The sequence below is a fragment of the Variovorax davisae genome (assembly GCF_030316845.1).
Taxonomy (GTDB): Bacteria; Pseudomonadota; Gammaproteobacteria; order Burkholderiales; family Burkholderiaceae_C; genus Variovorax; species Variovorax davisae.
On sequence record NZ_JASZYS010000008.1, the window covers coordinates 34142 to 49842 of the forward strand.

Annotated in this window: 20 protein-coding genes and 1 pseudogene; 9 read left to right on the forward strand and 12 right to left on the reverse strand. The window is 70.8% G+C overall.

Translation table 11 applies throughout. The features are described 5' to 3' along the window. Positions 1-73: 73 nt before the first annotated feature. Complete coding sequence (locus QTI33_RS19000; protein WP_286507789.1) at positions 74-319, forward strand: hypothetical protein; 246 nt, start codon at positions 74-76, stop codon at positions 317-319. Here the strand turns inward: QTI33_RS19000 and QTI33_RS19005 are convergent. The 3 genes from QTI33_RS19005 to QTI33_RS19015 form a co-directional block, all read right to left on the reverse strand. Beyond that, a complete protein-coding gene (locus QTI33_RS19005; RefSeq protein WP_286507790.1) occupies positions 291-551 on the reverse strand; it encodes a hypothetical protein in 261 nt (86 codons plus the stop codon). The two genes, QTI33_RS19000 and QTI33_RS19005, sit on opposite strands and share 29 nt — an antisense overlap. An 87-nt stretch (positions 552-638) precedes the next feature. Beyond that, positions 639-1022 (reverse strand): group III truncated hemoglobin, encoded by a 384-nt coding sequence (locus QTI33_RS19010; protein ID WP_286507791.1) that lies wholly within the window; start codon positions 1020-1022, stop codon positions 639-641. Then, positions 1015-2190: an NnrS family protein gene (locus QTI33_RS19015; RefSeq protein ID WP_286507792.1), complete on the reverse strand. Its 1176-nt coding sequence runs from the start codon at positions 2188-2190 to the stop codon at positions 1015-1017. Before QTI33_RS19015 ends, QTI33_RS19010 begins: the two co-directional genes overlap by 8 nt. A 53-nt stretch (positions 2191-2243) precedes the next feature. Here QTI33_RS19015 and QTI33_RS19020 point away from each other — a divergent pair, with 53 nt between their 5' ends. Genes QTI33_RS19020 through QTI33_RS19030 form a run of 3 tightly spaced genes read left to right on the forward strand, consistent with a single transcriptional unit; the run spans position 2244 to position 4601 of the window. Next, a complete protein-coding gene (locus QTI33_RS19020; RefSeq protein WP_286507793.1) occupies positions 2244-2786 on the forward strand; it encodes an RrF2 family transcriptional regulator in 543 nt (180 codons plus the stop codon). A 55-nt stretch (positions 2787-2841) separates the two neighbouring features. Continuing rightward, positions 2842-3966 (forward strand): 3-deoxy-7-phosphoheptulonate synthase, encoded by a 1125-nt coding sequence (locus QTI33_RS19025; RefSeq protein WP_286507795.1) that lies wholly within the window; start codon positions 2842-2844, stop codon positions 3964-3966. Continuing rightward, positions 3963-4601, forward strand: a complete 639-nt coding sequence (locus QTI33_RS19030) for an ABC transporter ATP-binding protein (protein WP_286507796.1) — start codon at positions 3963-3965, stop codon at positions 4599-4601. Before QTI33_RS19025 ends, QTI33_RS19030 begins: the two co-directional genes overlap by 4 nt. Before the next feature lie 3 nt (positions 4602-4604). Here the strand turns inward: QTI33_RS19030 and QTI33_RS19035 are convergent, their stop codons facing one another. The 3 genes from QTI33_RS19035 to QTI33_RS19045 form a co-directional block, all read right to left on the reverse strand. Continuing rightward, on the reverse strand, positions 4605-5105 hold the full coding sequence (locus tag QTI33_RS19035; RefSeq protein WP_286507798.1) for an SET domain-containing protein: 501 nt from the start codon (positions 5103-5105) through the stop codon (positions 4605-4607). 65 nt (positions 5106-5170) lie between these two features. Beyond that, on the reverse strand, positions 5171-5611 hold the full coding sequence (locus tag QTI33_RS19040; protein WP_286507800.1) for a nuclear transport factor 2 family protein: 441 nt from the start codon (positions 5609-5611) through the stop codon (positions 5171-5173). Positions 5612-5647: 36 nt separating this feature from the next. After that, entirely contained in the window at positions 5648-7669 is a 2022-nt protein-coding gene (locus tag QTI33_RS19045) for an oxidoreductase (RefSeq protein ID WP_286507802.1), read from the reverse strand. 86 nt (positions 7670-7755) lie between these two features. Between QTI33_RS19045 and QTI33_RS19050 the strand changes: the two genes are divergently transcribed. The 3 genes and pseudogenes from QTI33_RS19050 to QTI33_RS19055 all read left to right on the forward strand — a co-directional run bounded on the left by QTI33_RS19050 (position 7756) and on the right by QTI33_RS19055 (position 9135). Continuing rightward, positions 7756-8283: a PadR family transcriptional regulator gene (locus QTI33_RS19050; RefSeq protein WP_286507803.1), complete on the forward strand. Its 528-nt coding sequence runs from the start codon at positions 7756-7758 to the stop codon at positions 8281-8283. A gap of 76 nt (positions 8284-8359) precedes the next feature. After that, positions 8360-8434: pseudogene (locus tag QTI33_RS35290) on the forward strand (H-NS family nucleoid-associated regulatory protein); the annotation flags it as partial. A 167-nt stretch (positions 8435-8601) separates the two neighbouring features. Continuing rightward, entirely contained in the window at positions 8602-9135 is a 534-nt protein-coding gene (locus tag QTI33_RS19055) for a hypothetical protein (RefSeq protein WP_286507804.1), read from the forward strand. Between the two features lie 7 nt (positions 9136-9142). On the opposite strand, the gene QTI33_RS19060 is transcribed toward QTI33_RS19055, so the two are convergent. The 4 genes from QTI33_RS19060 to QTI33_RS19075 form a co-directional block, all read right to left on the reverse strand. Then, positions 9143-9490, reverse strand: coding sequence for an SH3 domain-containing protein (locus QTI33_RS19060; RefSeq protein ID WP_286507806.1), 348 nt, complete (start codon positions 9488-9490; stop codon positions 9143-9145). A 5-nt stretch (positions 9491-9495) separates the two neighbouring features. Further along, the gene (locus QTI33_RS19065) at positions 9496-9732 is read right to left on the reverse strand and encodes a YMGG-like glycine zipper-containing protein (protein ID WP_286507808.1); all 237 of its coding nucleotides are present in this window, start codon (positions 9730-9732) and stop codon (positions 9496-9498) included. Positions 9733-9743: 11 nt separating this feature from the next. After that, positions 9744-10127, reverse strand: coding sequence for a hypothetical protein (locus QTI33_RS19070; protein WP_286507809.1), 384 nt, complete (start codon positions 10125-10127; stop codon positions 9744-9746). Between the two features lie 99 nt (positions 10128-10226). After that, positions 10227-11057, reverse strand: coding sequence for a class I SAM-dependent methyltransferase (locus QTI33_RS19075; RefSeq protein WP_286507810.1), 831 nt, complete (start codon positions 11055-11057; stop codon positions 10227-10229). 110 nt (positions 11058-11167) lie between these two features. Between QTI33_RS19075 and QTI33_RS19080 the strand changes: the two genes are divergently transcribed. Together QTI33_RS19080 and QTI33_RS19085 are read left to right on the forward strand one after the other, a co-directional pair. After that, positions 11168-11956: an META domain-containing protein gene (locus QTI33_RS19080; RefSeq protein WP_286507811.1), complete on the forward strand. Its 789-nt coding sequence runs from the start codon at positions 11168-11170 to the stop codon at positions 11954-11956. Positions 11957-12044: 88 nt separating this feature from the next. After that, on the forward strand, positions 12045-12401 hold the full coding sequence (locus tag QTI33_RS19085) for a hypothetical protein (protein WP_286507813.1): 357 nt from the start codon (positions 12045-12047) through the stop codon (positions 12399-12401). A gap of 10 nt (positions 12402-12411) precedes the next feature. Here the strand turns inward: QTI33_RS19085 and QTI33_RS19090 are convergent, their stop codons facing one another. Together QTI33_RS19090 and QTI33_RS19095 are read right to left on the reverse strand one after the other, a co-directional pair. Next, positions 12412-13836: a cytochrome P450 gene (locus QTI33_RS19090; RefSeq protein WP_286507814.1), complete on the reverse strand. Its 1425-nt coding sequence runs from the start codon at positions 13834-13836 to the stop codon at positions 12412-12414. Next, positions 13836-15647, reverse strand: coding sequence for an FAD-binding oxidoreductase (locus QTI33_RS19095; RefSeq protein WP_286507815.1), 1812 nt, complete (start codon positions 15645-15647; stop codon positions 13836-13838). The genes QTI33_RS19090 and QTI33_RS19095 overlap by 1 nt, the downstream gene beginning before the upstream one ends. Positions 15648-15701 lie beyond the last annotated feature (54 nt).

The following is a 15701-nucleotide window of genomic DNA, read 5'->3' on the forward strand; positions in this document are numbered from 1 at the left end:
CAATGGTGCAAATGCACTATTCGACCGGGCGGCGCGCGGCCCGAGACTGGGGGTAGAAACCCTTTGTCTCGCCATGCTCACCCTTCACCGGAAAGAAAAGATCCTTCGCAAGGCCGGCATCCCGGTGCCGCCGTTTCCGGCCCGCCGCCTGCCGTTGCAGGAGCGCCACCTGCGCGACGCCGCCAAGGTGCCGCAGGAAGAGCGGGATGCGGATGCCGAGCAGCGCGCCGCGGTCCAGGCCTGGCGGCAGGCCGTCGACGCCCTGCACGCGGCGCTGGCGGAAGGCCGGCTCAGCTCAGCGCACCCGGAATCGTCATGATGTCCCAGGCGCCGCCGAAGCCGCTCGGCGTCGGCCGCTCGACCACCGGCTGGAAGCTGGCCAGCACCCGGTTGCCCGCCGCCTGCGCCGCCTGGTAGGACGGCAGCGGCCCGCTGCCCGCATCGACCACCTGGCAGGGCCCCAGTCGCAGCCATCCGCCGGGTCGCACGACCATCCAGTAATAGTGGCCGGCGATGGGTTCTTCGATGACGAGGCTGAGGTCAGGCTTCATGTGCGATGGGTTCAAACTCATGTGCTGGCATGGGATTGAATCGAAGCCGCACGGGCGCGCCAAGGAAAAAGATCACGCCGGCAAGCCCTATTTGCGGCGCTCGAGCCCGCGCACCAGATGGCCGGCGATGCCGGCGGCGATGCGCTGGAGTTCCGCCGCGCGGGCCGGTTCGAACAGGGCGTCGGTGTGCTGCTTCCACAGGCTGCGCCAGCGCTCGAACATGGCGGGCGACAGCGCGTCGATCGCCATGTGGCGGCCGAAGACGTCGCCCGAGAACGAGCGGCTGCCGAGCACCATCGTGGCCCAGAACTCCACCATGCGGTCGAGGTGGGCCTGCCAGGCGCCGCCGATGGCGCGCTCGAACAGCGGGCCGATCTCCTCGTCCTGGCGCAGGTCGGCATAGAAGGCGTGGATCAGCGCTTGGAGGCGGGCGCGGTCGATGCCGGGCTCGGGCGGGCGACGGTCAGCCATCGCGGCCGTCCGCCCGCGGGCTGGCGAGCCAGGGCGAGAACTGGGCGAGGTAGAGCGCGAACGCCAGCGTCCACGCCCCCGCCGCGACGTACAGCGCCGTGCCTTGCCAGGGCGGCGGCAGCCCGGGCGCGGCCACCCGCACCAGCGCCGCCGCCATCACCAGCACATAGGCCGCGATCTCGTTGCACGAAGCCGTCAGGTCCCGCCCGGTGTGGCCGCGGGCCGTCCGGGTCATCATGCCGATGACCAGGCCGCCGATGCAGCCGACCGCCAGCGCATGCACGCCGGCGGTGCTGCCGATCCAGCCGGCCTCGGCGGCCGCCAGCAGCGCCAGGCCGGCCGGCAGCCAGGCATGGGCGGCGTGCAGCACCGACAGGATCGGCCGCCGCCGGCTCGCCGCCGGCGCCCAGCGGCCGAGCCGCAGCGCCTGCAGCACGGCGGCGACGGCCAGGGTCGCGGCGCCCAGGGCGGCGAGCGATCCCGCGACCCACAGCCCGAGGCCGAGCGCCGTGCAGCCGACGGCCGCAGGCGTCAGCCAGCGCGGCTCGGTGATCCGAAGGCCCGGGGTGACGCTCTGCGTGAAAGCCGGGATCACGCGGCCGGCGACGATCGAGACCAGGATCACGACCAGCGCCAGGCCGGCATGCAGGGCGCGCATCGGATCGGCCCCGGGCACGCCGAGGACGCCCAGGTGGAAGGCCGCATTCGCGGCCGCCAGAAGCGCCAGCACCGCCACCACCTTGAGGTTGCGCGTGTTGCGCGCGCGCAGGATCAGGGTGGCGAAGACCAGCGCGGCGGCGACGAGGAACAGGGTGTCGATCGCTGCGAAGAGCGGCGCAGGCGCCGCGACCGAGGCGATGCGCCCCGCCAGCCAGAGCAGCCAGAGGGCCGCCAGCGGCGCGCCGCGCGGGGTCGGAAGGCCGGTCCAGACCTTGCCCGCGGTCAGCAGGAAACCGACGATCACGGCGGCGACGAAGCCGAACAGCATCTCGTGCGCATGCCAGTAGATCGGCGGCAGCTGGTTCGGCAGCGCCGCATGGCCGCTCAGCAGTCCTGCCCACAGCGCCATCCAGGCCACGCCGGCGACCGCCGCGCCGAGGTAGAACGGGCGGAAGGCCAGCCGCAGCAGCGGCAGGCCCGTCGGTGGGGGTGCCTTTAACATATACATGAAATGTATTTTATAGACGGCACGACGGCAAAGCAATAGATAAAATGCAGCTTATGCGACTGACCCTCTTCACGGACTATTCCCTGCGCGTGCTCCTGGTGCTGGCGACCCGCACCGAGTCGCTGGTCACCATCGCCGACCTCTCCAAGGCCTTCGACATCTCGAACGCGCACCTGATGAAGGTCACCCACATGCTGGGCAAGTCGGGCTGGGTCGAGACCGTGCGCGGGCGCAACGGCGGCATGCGGCTGGCGGCCCATCCGTCGAAGCTCAAGGTCGGCACCATCGTGCGCCACCTCGAGAGCGATTTCGCGCTGGTCGAGTGCTTCGGCGACGACAACCGCTGCGTGCTGACCGGCGGCTGCGAGCTGGCTGCCGTGCTGGCGCGCGCGATGCAGGCCTTCCTCGACGAACTCGACCGCTACAGCCTGGCCGACCTGGCGAATGCCAGCCCGGCGCTGATGGTGCTGCCGCTGTGGCAGGAGGTCACCTGGCACGCGCCGGCGCGGCCGCCCAGCATCGAGGTCGTGCCGGGCGTCGCCCAGGCGCTGCTGAGCGAGCCCGCCACCCGGACGCGGGGCCGGCGCCGCGGCTGAGGGCGCGGTCCGGAGGACAATCGGGGAAATTCCGCTCGATATCAAAGCCACGACCATGTCCCGTCTCGACGATCCCCTCCACGATGCCGAAATCGGCTCCCGCGACAGCACCCTCGACACCACCCGGATCGACGACGTGCGCATCGGCGCGGTGCGCCCGCTCATGACCCCGGCGCTGCTGCAGGAGCGCGTGCCGGTGCGCGACAACACGCTGGCGCTGGTCGAAGGCAGCCGCGCCGCCATCGCCGACGTGCTGCACGGCCGCGACGACCGGCTGGTGGTGGTGGTCGGTCCCTGCTCGATCCACGACCACGACCAGGCGATCGAATACGCGCAGCGCCTGAAGGCGGTGGCCGATTCGCTGCAGGACGACCTGCTGATCGTGATGCGCGCCTATTTCGAGAAGCCCCGCACCACCGTCGGCTGGAAGGGCTACATCAACGACCCGCACCTGGACGGCAGCTTCGCGATCAACGAGGGCCTGGAGCGCGCCCGCCGCCTGCTGCTCGAACTCACCACCCTGGGCCTGCCGACCGGCACCGAGTTCCTCGACCTGCTGAGCCCGCAGTTCATTGCCGACCTGATCGCCTGGGGCGCCATCGGCGCCCGCACCACCGAGAGCCAGAGCCATCGCCAGCTGGCCTCGGGCCTGAGCTGCCCGGTCGGCTTCAAGAACGGCACCGACGGCAGCGTCAAGGTGGCGGCCGACGCCATCCTCGCGGCCCGCGCGCCGCATGCCTTCATGGGCATGACCAAGATGGGCATGGCGGCGATCTTCGAGACCCGCGGCAACGACGACTGCCACGTGATCCTGCGCGGCGGCAAGGCCCCCAATTATTCGGCCGCCGACGTGGCGGCCAGCTGCGAGGCGCTGCTGGCCAACGGCCTGCGGCCCCAGGTCATGATCGACGTCTCGCACGGCAACAGCAGCAAGCAGCACCAGCGGCAGATCGTGGTGGCCCAGGACGTGGCGGCGCAGATCGCCGGCGGCGAGCGCCGCATCACCGGCCTCATGATCGAGAGCCACCTCGAGGAAGGCCGGCAGGACCTGAAGCCGGGCGTGGCGCTGCGGCACGGCGTCTCGATCACCGATGCCTGCATCGGCTTCGCGCAGACGGTGCCGGTGCTCGAGGGGCTGGCGACGGCGGTCAAGGCGCGGCGGCGCCTGTCGAAGGCGTGACGCGCGAGCAGGCCGGCGAGCGCCCGCTGCTCGACGTCCGCGATCTCGGCTTCGCCTATCCCGGCCAGCCTGCGCTCGCCACCGCATGGTCGGCGTCGATCGGCGCTGGCGTGACGCTGCTGCACGGCGACACCGGCAGCGGCAAGTCCAGCTTGCTGCGGGTGCTGGCCGGGACCCTGGCCGCCCGGGGGCAATTGAAGCTGAACGGCGTGCGGCTGGACGAAGACCCGCAGCGCTATCGCCGCAGCGTCTTCTTCGTCGATCCCGCCACCGACGCCTTCGATCCGATGACGGTGGGTGCCTGCACCGCCGCGCTGTGCGAGGGCGACGCCGGCTTCGACGCGGCGCTCTGGCAGCGCGTGGTCGACGGCTTCGCGCTCGCGCCGCACCTCGAGAAGTCGATGTTCATGCTGTCGACCGGCTCCAAGCGCAAGGTCTGGCTGGCGGCCGCGCTGGCATCGGGGCGCCCGCTGCTGCTGCTCGACGAGCCGACCGGCGGTCTCGATGCGGCCTCGATCCGCTGCCTCTGGCGCACCCTGGCCGAGGCGTCGCAGCGCCGGGCCGTCGTGGTCGCGAGCGGCGAGCGCATCGATGCGCTGCCGCTGGCGGCGACGCTCGCGCTGCCGCTGGGCTGAGCGCTAAGGCGCCACCAGGCCGGGATGCGGCTCGGCCTCGGGCGCCAGGTCCAGCATCGTGCCGCGGCAGTTCTCGGCGCCGCAGCGGCAGGGGTAATCGGCCGGCGACGAGCCGTCGTCGGCCGTGAGCCCGTAGTCGATGAAGAGCTCGTCGCCGGCCTCCACCGGCACCAGGGTCTGGAACCTGAGTTCGAGGCGGCCCGCGTCGTCGTATTCCTCCACCGCCTCGCAGTTCGGATTGCAGGAATGGTTCAGGTGGCGGGTGGCGTTGCCGCCCTTGCCGCCGTCGATGATCTCCTCGTTGGAGAGCTTGAACAGATAGGTCAGCTGGTCGTTCCACTGGCGGGCGGCGACCTGCTCGGCCGTGTAGCGCCGGCCTTCGTAGAGGCCCAGCAGGGCATGGGCGGGCAGGTCGCGGGTGGCGAAGGCGCCGAGTCCGTGGACGCCGCTGGGTGACACCCGCAGGCAAGGCGTGGAGGAAGCGGATTTTCGGGCGACGGTCATGGCGGGCGGGTCGAAGGGCGGGAGCGCAGCCGGCGCTGCGGGCCACGGCCCCGCATCGTACCCGCTCAGGCCTGGGCCTTGAACGCCGGCAGTTTGGCGCCGAGCCGCTCGCCCATGGCCTGGCCGAGCGCCTGCAGCCCGCTCAGCGGCCGCACCATGACCTCGAACTCGACGATCTTGCCGTCCTCGTCGAAGCGGACCAGGTCGATGCCCTTGAGCTTCTTGTCGCCGACGCGGGCGCTGAACTCCAGCACCACGTTCAGGCCATCGTCGCTGGCCAGTTCGCGGTGGTAGACGAAATCCTCGAACACGTCGATGACCGTCCCGAGCACCAGCAGAACGGCTTCCGCCGGTGCATAGGCGTTGTACGCCATCGGCGAGCGGAACGAGGCATCGGGATGGACGATGGTCGCCAGCTGGCTCAGGTCGCGGCGGGCGATCATGTCGTGCCAGGCGGCGAGGGAGGTGGCGACGGCCGGCTTCAGCCGCGTGAGGTTGGAAGTCATCTTAAAAGTCTCCTGTCTGCAGGTGTGTGAAACGGGTCAGATGGATGCGGCCAGCCGCGTGCCCTGGTCGATCGCGCGCTTGGCGTCGAGTTCGGTGGCCACGTCGGCGCCGCCGATCAGGTGCACGCGCAGGCCCTGCGCCTGCAGTTCCTGGTACAGCTCGCGCTGCGGCTCCTGGCCGGCGCAGATCACCACGTGGTCGGCGGCGATCACACGGTCCTGGCCGTCGATCGTGATGTGCAGGCCGGCATCGTCGATGCGCCGGTAGCCGACGCCGGGCGTCATGGTCACCCGCCTGGCCTTGAGCGAGCTGCGGTGGATCCAGCCGGTGGTCTTGCCGAGCTGGTCGCCGACCTTGCTGTCCTTGCGCTGCAGCAGCGCGACCTTGCGCGCCGCCTGCGCCACCTGCCGGGCGCGAAGGCCGCCGGGTCCGGCGTAGGCGGTGTCCACGCCCCATTCGGCGTAGAACTTCTCGGGCGCCACGCTGGCGCTCTCGCCCTCGTGCAGCAGGAATTCGCTGACGTCGAAGCCGATGCCGCCGGCGCCGACCACCGCCACGCTGTCGCCCACTTCCTTGCCGTCGCGCAGCACGTCGAGGTAGCCGAGCACCTTCGGATGGTCGATGCCCTCGATCGCCGGCACCCGCGGCACGATGCCGGTGGCCAGCACGATGTCGTCGAAGCCGCCGTTCTTCAGCGCCTCGGCTTCGACCCGGGTGTTCAGGCGCAAGTGCACGCCGCGCAGTTCGATCTGGCGCCCGAAGTAGCGCAGCGTCTCGTGGAACTCCTCCTTGCCGGGCACCTTCTTGGCGATGTTGAACTGCCCGCCGATTTCGCCCGCCGATTCGAACAGCGTCACCGCGTGGCCCCGCTCGGCGGCGGTCACCGCGAAACTCAGGCCGGCCGGCCCGGCGCCGACGACGGCGATGCGCCTGGGCTGGGGCGCCGCATCGACGCGCAGCTCGGTCTCGTGGCAGGCACGCGGATTGACCAGGCAGGAGGTGATCTTGCCGGCGAAGGTATGGTCGAGGCAGGCCTGGTTGCAGCCGATGCAGGTGTTGATCTCGTCGGCGCGGCCCTCGCGCGCCTTGCGCACGAAGAAGGCATCGGCGAGCAGCGGCCGGGCCATCGAGACCATGTCGCAGCAGCCCTCGGCCAGCAGCCGCTCTGCGACCTCCGGCGTGTTGATGCGGTTGGTGGCCACCAGCGGGATGCCGACCTGGCCCATCAGCCGCTGGGTGACCCAGGCATAGGCGCCGCGCGGCACCTTGGTCGCGATCGTCGGGATGCGCGCCTCGTGCCAGCCGATGCCGGTGTTGATGATGCTGGCGCCGGCCTGCTCGATCGCCTGGGCCAGTTCGATGACCTCGGCGAGCGTCGAGCCGCCCTCGACCAGGTCGAGCATCGAGAGCCGGTAGACGATGATGAAGCGCTCGCCGACGCGCTCGCGCACCCGGCGCACGATCTCCACCGGGAAGCGCATGCGGCGGGCGTAGTCGCCGCCCCATTCGTCGTCGCGCTGGTTGGTGCGCGCCGCGATGAACTCGTTGATCAGGTAGCCCTCGGAGCCCATGATCTCGACGCCGTCGTAGCCCGCGTGCCGGGCAAGGGCGGCGCACTGCACGAAGTCCTCGATCGTCTGCTCGACCTCCTCGCTGCTCAAGGGATGCGGCACGAAGGGATTGATCGGCGCCTGCAGCGCGCTCGGCGCCACCAGCGAAGGCTGGTACGAATAGCGGCCGAAATGCAGGATCTGCATCGCGATCCGGCCGCCTTCGGCATGCACCGCCTGGGTGATGAGGCGGTGGCGATCGGCCTCCTGCTCGGTGGCGAGCACCGCGCCGTGCTTCATCGGGCGGCCGCGCTCGTTCGGCGAGATGCCGCCGGTCACGATCAGGCCGACTTCGCCGCGGGCGCGCTCGGCATAGAAGGCCGCCATGCGCTCGAAACCCTGCGGGGCCTCCTCGAGGCCGACGTGCATCGAGCCCATCAGCACGCGGTTCTTGAGCGAGGTGAAGCCCAGCTCCAGCGGCTTCATCAGGTGGGGGTAATGGTTCATCGAGGTCTCATGTCTATGCAACGGGTTGCATGAATATGCCCGAGTCCGTCCGTTCATGCAACTGGTTGCACTTACAATCGCGCTCGATGTCTTTGCCCCATGCCTTGTTGACTGCGCTGGTCGAGCGGCCCGGATCCGGCTCCGAACTCGCGGGCCGCTTCGACCGCTCGATCGCCTACTTCTGGCAGGCCACGCACCAGCAGATCTACCGCGAACTCGCGCGCCTCGAAGAGGCCGGCTGGGTGCAGTCGTTGCCGGCCGAGCAGGGCAGGGGCCGCAAGCGCGCCTACAAGATCCTTCCCGCCGGCCGCAAGGAGCTGAAGCGTTGGGTGCTGGAGATCGAAGACCCCACGCCATTGCGCGACACCTTGATGGTCCGGCTGCGCGCCGACGCCGCGCTGGGGTCGACCGGCCTCGACAAGGAGATCGTGCGGCGGCTTGCGATCCATCGGCGCAATCTCTCGGTCTATCGCGAGATCGAGGCGCGTGATTTCGCCGACACCGCGGACTCGCGCCAGCGGCAGGTGCAGCACCTGGTGCTGCAGGCCGGCATCATGCTGGAGAGCATGTGGGTCGAATGGTCGAAGAACGCCTTGAAGGTGCTCGGCAGGTAGGTGCGAAGCGCTGTCGCCGGCGTGATCGATCGCATCAAGGTCGCGATCGCCCACGACGGGTTGACGGCGCAGCAGCGGCCGGGGTCCGCAGCCCCGCTGGCTCAAGGAAGCGCTGGCGCAAGGCAAGGGCATGAGCGAGCGGGCGGGCTGACCGGACGGCGGTCCGAAGCGGCGCCGGATGGCGCCCGTCGCGCGAAAGGCGACAGAGTGCTGAACGGTTCCGTGCATTTGTGCGCAAATCGCGGTATACAGCGAGTTGTAGCTCTTTCGGCTTCATTGGGGCCGTTTCACAATCGCTCAATCCCGATCGCCCCGCCCATGAAAGCCACGCCCTTCCTCGGAACACTGCATCGACTCCGCAGTCGCCTTCGACTTCTGTTCGGGCGGCACCGGGCGCTGCGTTCGGCGCCGCGCGTGGTGGCCTCGGCCGCACCGCGGCTGCGGGCCGAGACGCCGGTGTCGCGGACGGTGGCTTCCCGGCCGATGCCGATCGCGCCCGAGGCGTTGAACCCGGCGCTGCGCGATGCGCCGGAGCCGGTCGACATGCCGGCGGTCGTCGCGCCCGTCGCCGCCCCGGTGGCGACGCCGATCGTGGCCAAGCCGGCCGAGGCGCAGCCGCCGGCCAAGACCATGCGTTCGCTCGAGGAGGTGCGCGCCGACCTCGCCCGGCTGCGCGAGAGTGCCAAGGAGCGGCACGCGCGGGCGCCCGTTGTGCCGCGTCGCGACATCAGCTTCGAGCCGACCGATTTCATGGATTTCGCCAAGCCGGAGCCAGCACCCGAGCCGGACGAGCCTTTCGAGCAGACGGCGTTTCTCGACTTCACGACCCTGAAGCCGCGCGCCCAGCGCTGACGCTGAGCTAGCCGGCGGGCCGGACCGGCGTGTCTCTCGGGCGCGCCGGAGGCGGCCGCGACGATCCCCGCTCGTCGACGACCGGCACCCGCCCACGAACCGGATGCTGCAGGTAGCGCGAATCCACCCAGCCGCGGTGGCGCCGCGTGACCACCTGGCACCAGTGCCAGCTGCTGATGCAGCCTGTCACCCGGACCGCGGTGCGTGCGGGCAGGACCGTCATGACTTCGAAGAAGCGATCGGGCCCGGTGCGCATGTTGACTGCGCGCGTGGTCGACGTGTCGAGCGCGAGCGCCGACAGCGGCACCAGCAGCAGCGCAGCCAGGACGAAGCGCCGGACCGGCGGGGCGGCCACCGGCCTCACCAGCCCATCTGTTGCTGCCGGCCGCCCCTGATGTTGCCGGCCACGCCGCCGGCGAGGCCGCCGATGGCGGCGCCGGTCCAGGCGTCGCCGCCCGAGATGGCCGCGATGCCGGCGCCGCCCGCCGCGCCCATGGCCGCCCCGCTCATCGTTCCCTGTTGCCGCGGGGTCATGTCGGTGCAGCCAGCCAGCAGCGTGATTGCCGCGACGATCGCCATCCAGTGAAGTCGTTTCATATCGCTCTCCGTCACTTGTTCTTCTGCAGGCCGGGCAGGGCCATCTCGAACCAGAGCGTGTCCAGCACCGGCCGCTTCAGCTTGGTCGGGTTGGCCGCATACCAGCGGTCGAGGCCTTCGCGCACGCTGTCGAGCGTCTGGCCCTGCATGCCCTTGGCCAGGCGCGGCACGAAGTTCTGCGCATCGGTGGGCGGGTTGGCGGCGAAGTAGGCGGTCTGGACCTGCACCAGGTTGGCGATGCCGACCAGGTAGGCCTTCTTGACGGCCTCGCTCGAGGCGGTCCACTGCTCGCCGGTGACCAGCGGCAGGTCGGCGGCACGGGCCGGCAAGGCGCCCATCGCCAGTGACAGGCAGGTGGCGGCCACCGCCGCGCGCAGCCGAAGTTTCAGTCTCATGGCGTTCTCCATCAGGTTGGCGTTGGGTGCGAGTCGTCGCGGATATTGCGCTGGGGTTTTGGCGCGTGTCAAACACATCGAAGAAGGGGCGCCGCGCGATCAGGCGCCGACGCGCCGGGCGCGCACGTGCAGCGACATCGGCGCCACGTGGGTGTCCTCGATCACGGGGTGGGTCGCGTGCGGGGCCCTTCCGGCGGTGGGCTCGCCCAGCTTCTCGACCACCAGGCCGGCCGCGCCGAGGAGGTCGAACCACTGGCTCAGCGTGCGGTGGAAGATCGGCGTGCGAAAGGGCGCCACCTCGTGGCGTTGCTTGCCCGTCAGGGTCGAGAACCACCAGCAGTCCACGCGCCCCTCGGTCGATTCGAAGTAGTCGCCGATCTCGATCGCGCGCGCCTTGCCCTTGCGGTCGCGCAGCACCCTGCGGTGAGGAGGGACGAAGCACGGGTGCAGGATGGAGAACTGCAGGAAGCCACCGGGCCGCAGCACGCGGCGAATCTCCTGCAGCGCGCGTCCCGGGTCCGGCATGTCCATCAGGGACATGAAGGCGGTGGCGAATTCGAACCGGCCATCGTCGAACGGCAGTTGCATCGCGTCGCCGACGGCATAGTCGATGCCGAGCGGGTCGACGGCTTCGCTGGCCTGCGCGTAGCGCACGAAGGTGGGTGCGATGTCCACGGCCGACATCTTCGCGCCAAGCCCGGCGAGTTGTCGCGTGTTGGCGCCTTCCCCGCAGCCGACGTCCAGGCCGCGCAGGCCGGCGACCGGCGGCAGCAGCGCGAGAAAGGCGGGCGTGTTCAGCAGGTCGCGAAAGACGTCGACGCCGAGACGGGCCTGTCGAGCCCACGCATCGGCGTTGTCTTCCCAAAGCCTGGCCACGTCCGTGGCCGCCAGTTCGCGCACCCGGCGCCGTCGCTGCGAAGTCTCCTGCATGACCTCATTGGGGCGTGTCGGGGTGGGATCGTCGTCCCCCATCGAGGGGAGCCGAGCCGTCGCAACGCCCTGACTAAGATGCCGCACCGACACTGTCAGAGGAAAGCGAAATGACGAAGCCAACCACCCGTGTCCTTCTTGCCACGGCCCTGCTCGCCGCCGGCGTGTGCTGCGGCGCGCAGCCGCTGCCCGCCGGGCCCGCAAGCGTCGAAGGCCCGACCTGGCGCCTCACCGGCCTGCGCGGCGTCGATGCGGCGGCGCTGCCGAGCGGGGCGCGCTCGGTCACGGCCCGCTTCAAGGACGGCCGCATCGATGGTTTCTCGGGATGCAACCGCTACTTCGGCAGCTATGCCTTCCAGCAGGGCCAGCTCGTGATCGGCCGGCTGGCCGGCTCCATGATGGCCTGCGACCCGGCGTCGATGGCGCTGGAGACGGCCGTGCACCGGGCGCTGGCGGGCACGTTTCGGCCGGTGCGCACTGACGACCGGCTGAGCCTGCAGTCCGATCACGGAGTGGCCGTGCTCGCCTTCAAGGCCGAACCGGCGCCGGCGCTGGTCGGGCTGCGCTCGAACATCACCGGCTTCAACAACGGGCGGCAGGCGGTCGTGAGCCCGCTGGCCGGCACCACCCTGACGCTGGCCTTCGGCGATGGCGTCGTCAAGGGCTTCGGCGGCTGCAACAGCCTGCGCGCCAGGTACAGCGTCAACGGCGACCAGATCGCCGTCGGGACCGTGGCCACCACCCGCAGGACCTGCCCCGGGGAGGGCGTGATGCAGCAGGAGCGCGAGTTCGTCGCGGCACTCAGGTCGACCACGACCTGGGCCTTCAGCGGCGCCTTCCTCGACATGCACCGGCCGGACGGCGAGCGGACCCTGATCGGGAGCCGCGAGGGCGAGTAGGTCCGGATGGACATCGGCGGGCGGACTTGGCACCATGCAAGGGTCCGCAGTTTCGCGGGCGGTCCTCCACATCATGAAAGAGGTTCGCATGAGAAAAATCGTTCCACTGCTCGGGGCAGCGTTGATCCAACTGATGGCGGGCGCAGCGCTGGCGCAGAGCAGCGGCGAAGTCGACCCCGCGCAAGGCAAGGCGCCGCCGGTGGCGAAGACGACGCCGGCGGAGCGCTCCGAAGCGCGCACCGATCGGCGCGCGAGCGGTGGCGAGGCCGCGCGCGGCCCGCAAATGGGCGAGGCCCAGGCCAATCCCCTGACCGCGCCCTCGCAGCCGCGCGCCGATCGCAAGGCCGCGACCGCCAAGCGCCGCTCCGCGAATGCGGCGGCCAACAAGGAAGGCAGCTTCTCGCGCGGCGGCAACAGCGACGCGCCGGAACGCCAGAAGCCCTGACGGCCTGCGCTCAGACGCGCATGCGCAGCCGCATGCGCAGGCCCACCGGGGTCATCGTGAAGGCGAGATGCTCGCGCGCCGGCTGGCCGTCGGGCGTCTCGACGCTGGCGATGTCGAAGCCGTTCAACAGCTGCGCCATCGCCATCTTCATTTCCAGCAGCGCCAGGTAGCGGCCCGGGCACATGCGGGGTCCGGCACCGAAGGGCATCGAGATGCGCTTCGCACGGCCGGCGACGGCGCCGGCCGGACCCTCGGCGAGCCAGCGCTCGGGCTCGAAGGCCGCGGCGCCAGGCAGGTGGGCTTCGCTGACGCTGTCGACGCGCATCAGGTTGATGACCACCGTGCCGGTCGGCACCCGCACGTCGCCGACCTGGGTGTCGCGCTCGGCCTGCAAGGCGAGGATCGGCGCCACCGGCTTGAGGCGCATCGTCTCGTGCGCGCAGGCCTCGACGTAGTCGAGCTGCGCCAGCTGGTCGAAGCTCGGGCAGCGTGAGTCGCCGAGGACGCCGCGCACCTCGTCGGTGGCGCGCTGCAGCGCGGCCGGATGGCGCCAGAGCAGGTCGATCATCCAGGCGATGGTGTTGGCGGTGGTGTCCTCGCCGGCCAGCAGCATCGTGAACACGTTGCCGGCCACCTGCAGGTCGGTGATGCCGCTGTCGGGCTGGTCGGCGGCCGCGATCATCGCCTCCAGCAGGTTGGTCGGGTGGGTGCGCAGCGCCGGGTCGGTCGCCATCCGGCCGCGCGCGTCGGCAATGAACTGCGACACCGCCTCGTTGACCGCCTGCACGCCGTGCCTGAGCTCGCGGTCGGCCCGGCCGGGCCACAGGCGCCAGGTCGGCAGCGGCGCCAGCATGCGCCTCACGAGGGCCGGGAAGATCTTGTCGAGGTGCTGCTGGATCACGTCGCCGTCGGACTCCAGCGTGTTGACTTCGGCACCGAACGCCAGCCCGGCGATGGTGTCGACGGTGTAGCGCATCAGGTCGGGCTGGAGGTCGATCGCGTCGCCGCGGCGTGCGGCCGCCTGCCAGCGGCCGACCAGCCGCTCGGCGACCTTCTGCAATGACGGGAAATAGTGGCGCACATGCGTCGGATCGAAGCTGGCCATCACCATGCGCCGCTGCCGCCGCCAGTCCTCGCCGTTGGCGCCGAAGACCCCGGGCTTGAGCCCCATCTCGCTGGCCACGTCCTCGAAGCGCGTGGTGCGCTTGAAGCCGTCGGGTCGGTCGCGCAGCGTGGTGGCCACCGCCTCGTGGTCGCCGACGATGAGCAGCTTGCGACGTCCCATCTGCAGCTTGAAGAAGGGGCCGAACTCGCGGCACCACTGCTCCAGCTGCTGGTGCATGCGCGCGGTGTCGATCTGCAGCAGGTTGCCGATCAGCGGAGCGCCGCGTGGGCCCGGCAGGTCGTCGACGTGGCGCAGGGCCATGGTTTCCATCATGCTTTCCTTGTGAATCCGTCGGCGCTCCAGCGCTCGCTGCCGACACCGTGGTGAACGAAGAAGAGGCCGTCCGGGTCGTAGCGCTCCTTGGCCGCGAGCAGCCGCGGATAGTTGCCGCCCCAGAAGGAACGCTGCCAGTCGGGCTCGAAGTAGTTGCTCTCCGACAGGTAGGAGCCGGGTTGCGGCACCAGCCGGCGCAGTTCGTCGAAAGCCCGGCCGATCGCCGCCGCCTGGCGTTGTGCCAGTGCTGCGTCGGGTTCGTGCCCGGCCACGCCGGGAAAGGCCGGCGGTCCGTCGGCGCCGCCGATCGCGAGCGCGAAGGCGTCGAGCACGGCCGGGTTCATCGCGGTGTCGCGGGCCGCGGCCAGGGCCTCGGCCGGCGCGCCCGCCAGGCCCTTGTTGACGTGCATCGACACCCCCCAGTGGCGGCTGGCGGCGAACAGCGCGTCGCACAGGGCGGCGCGGCGCTCCGGCTGCAGCAGCGCCGCCGGCAGCCAGGCCGACTGATAGCCGTGCAGCACCTGGCCGGCCTGGCGCTGGTCGCCGGGCCAGAACACGTTGCCGTCGGGCGCGCCGGGCCGGTCGTCGGTGCTGATGAAGCCGAACATGCGCTTGAACAGCGTCGGGGACCAGAAATCGCGCGCCGAGGTCGAGACGATCTTGAGCGGCGAGAACTCGGTCTCGAAGGCCTCGGGCGCGGCGTCGACCGCGTCGAGGAAGGGCCGCCAGACGGCCTGCGCCTCGGCCCGGCTCAGGCCCTGGAAAACCATCGCGACGCGCAGCGTGTTGTCGGGCCGCAGGCGGATCTGTTCGCCCCAGTGCGGGTTGTGCAGGGCGGCGGCGTAGAAGTCGACGATCAGGCCGACCAGGCGGCGAAAGGCCGGTGCGGAGGACGCCTTGATCGTGAGGTTGACCGCACCGAAGGAGTCCGGGAGCGCATGGACCTTCAAGGTCAGGCGCGTGACCACCCCGAGGCTGCCGCCACCGCCGCCCTTGAGGCCCCAGAACAGCTCCGGCTCGCTGCAGGCATTGGCGATCCGCACCTGGCCGTCGGCCGTGACCACCTCGGCCTCGAGCAGGCTGCCCGAGGCCAGGCCGTAGGCCTTCGAGAAGCTGCCGAAGCCGCCGCTCTGCACCAGCCCGGCGACGCCGACCGTCATGCAGCCGCCACCCTGCACGTAGCCGCCGCCGCGGGTGCTGACCGCATCGTAGACATGGGCCCAGACCGCGCCGGCGCCGACCGAGACGGCCCGCACCGGCGCCGCCCGGCCTTCGCAGCCTTTGCCGACGAAGGCGTCGTGCAGCGTGACCTGGTTCATCCGGCGGGTCCAGACGAGCAGGGAATCGGGCGCGCTGGAGGTGCCCTGGAAGCTGTGGCCGCCGCCCTTGACCACCAGCCGCAGCCGATGGTCGCGCGCGAAGTCGACCGCGGCGACGACGTCGGCGGTGCCGCGCGCGGCCACCGCATGAACGCTCGGGCTCGAGGTCCAGGCGCCGACCCAGCCGAGGGTCTGGGTCAGGCCGATTTCGTCGCCGAGAAAGTAGGGGTTGCGCACCGCCTTGAAGAACTGCGTGCAGGCCGGCCCGGCGGGTGCTTCCAGGCAGGGCGCGAACGGCGACTGCACCTTCACCAGTGCGTCGCCGCCCAGCCGTTCGCCCAACCGCTGCCATTGCGCGTCGCTTGGCCAGTCCGGGTCGCCCGGCCGCACCCGGCCGGCCGTGGCGGCCGCGCGTGCGGGCGCCAGCAGACCCCACGGGGTGCCGAAAGGGGCCGCGGCGGCGAGTTGCACCAGACGTCTTCTGCGCATGGGAATTGCCTTGGTCGGGGACTGCATGGGTCGAGCCGGCTGAAGTATGCCGAA

Bases quoted from the DNA above. Each gene is read 5' to 3' on its own strand.
- QTI33_RS19070 (WP_286507809.1), bottom strand. From the start codon at position 10,127: ATGAGACTGAAACTTCGGCTGCGCGCGGCGGTGGCCGCCACCTGCCTG.
- QTI33_RS19075 (WP_286507810.1), bottom strand. From the start codon at position 11,057: ATGCAGGAGACTTCGCAGCGACGGCGCCGGGTGCGCGAACTGGCGGCC.
- QTI33_RS19065 (WP_286507808.1), bottom strand. From the start codon at position 9,732: ATGAAACGACTTCACTGGATGGCGATCGTCGCGGCAATCACGCTGCTG.
- QTI33_RS19025 (WP_286507795.1), top strand. From the start codon at position 2,842: ATGTCCCGTCTCGACGATCCCCTCCACGATGCCGAAATCGGCTCCCGC.
- QTI33_RS19055 (WP_286507804.1), top strand. From the start codon at position 8,602: ATGAAAGCCACGCCCTTCCTCGGAACACTGCATCGACTCCGCAGTCGC.
- QTI33_RS19095 (WP_286507815.1), bottom strand. From the start codon at position 15,647: ATGCGCAGAAGACGTCTGGTGCAACTCGCCGCCGCGGCCCCTTTCGGC.
- QTI33_RS19000 (WP_286507789.1), top strand. From the start codon at position 74: ATGCTCACCCTTCACCGGAAAGAAAAGATCCTTCGCAAGGCCGGCATC.
- QTI33_RS19045 (WP_286507802.1), bottom strand. From the start codon at position 7,669: ATGAACCATTACCCCCACCTGATGAAGCCGCTGGAGCTGGGCTTCACC.
- QTI33_RS19015 (WP_286507792.1), bottom strand. From the start codon at position 2,190: ATGTATATGTTAAAGGCACCCCCACCGACGGGCCTGCCGCTGCTGCGG.
- QTI33_RS19010 (WP_286507791.1), bottom strand. From the start codon at position 1,022: ATGGCTGACCGTCGCCCGCCCGAGCCCGGCATCGACCGCGCCCGCCTC.
- QTI33_RS19090 (WP_286507814.1), bottom strand. From the start codon at position 13,836: ATGGAAACCATGGCCCTGCGCCACGTCGACGACCTGCCGGGCCCACGC.
- QTI33_RS19080 (WP_286507811.1), top strand. From the start codon at position 11,168: ATGACGAAGCCAACCACCCGTGTCCTTCTTGCCACGGCCCTGCTCGCC.
- QTI33_RS19005 (WP_286507790.1), bottom strand. From the start codon at position 551: ATGAAGCCTGACCTCAGCCTCGTCATCGAAGAACCCATCGCCGGCCAC.
- QTI33_RS19085 (WP_286507813.1), top strand. From the start codon at position 12,045: ATGAGAAAAATCGTTCCACTGCTCGGGGCAGCGTTGATCCAACTGATG.
- QTI33_RS19020 (WP_286507793.1), top strand. From the start codon at position 2,244: ATGCGACTGACCCTCTTCACGGACTATTCCCTGCGCGTGCTCCTGGTG.
- QTI33_RS19040 (WP_286507800.1), bottom strand. From the start codon at position 5,611: ATGACTTCCAACCTCACGCGGCTGAAGCCGGCCGTCGCCACCTCCCTC.
- QTI33_RS19050 (WP_286507803.1), top strand. From the start codon at position 7,756: ATGTCTTTGCCCCATGCCTTGTTGACTGCGCTGGTCGAGCGGCCCGGA.
- QTI33_RS19035 (WP_286507798.1), bottom strand. From the start codon at position 5,105: ATGACCGTCGCCCGAAAATCCGCTTCCTCCACGCCTTGCCTGCGGGTG.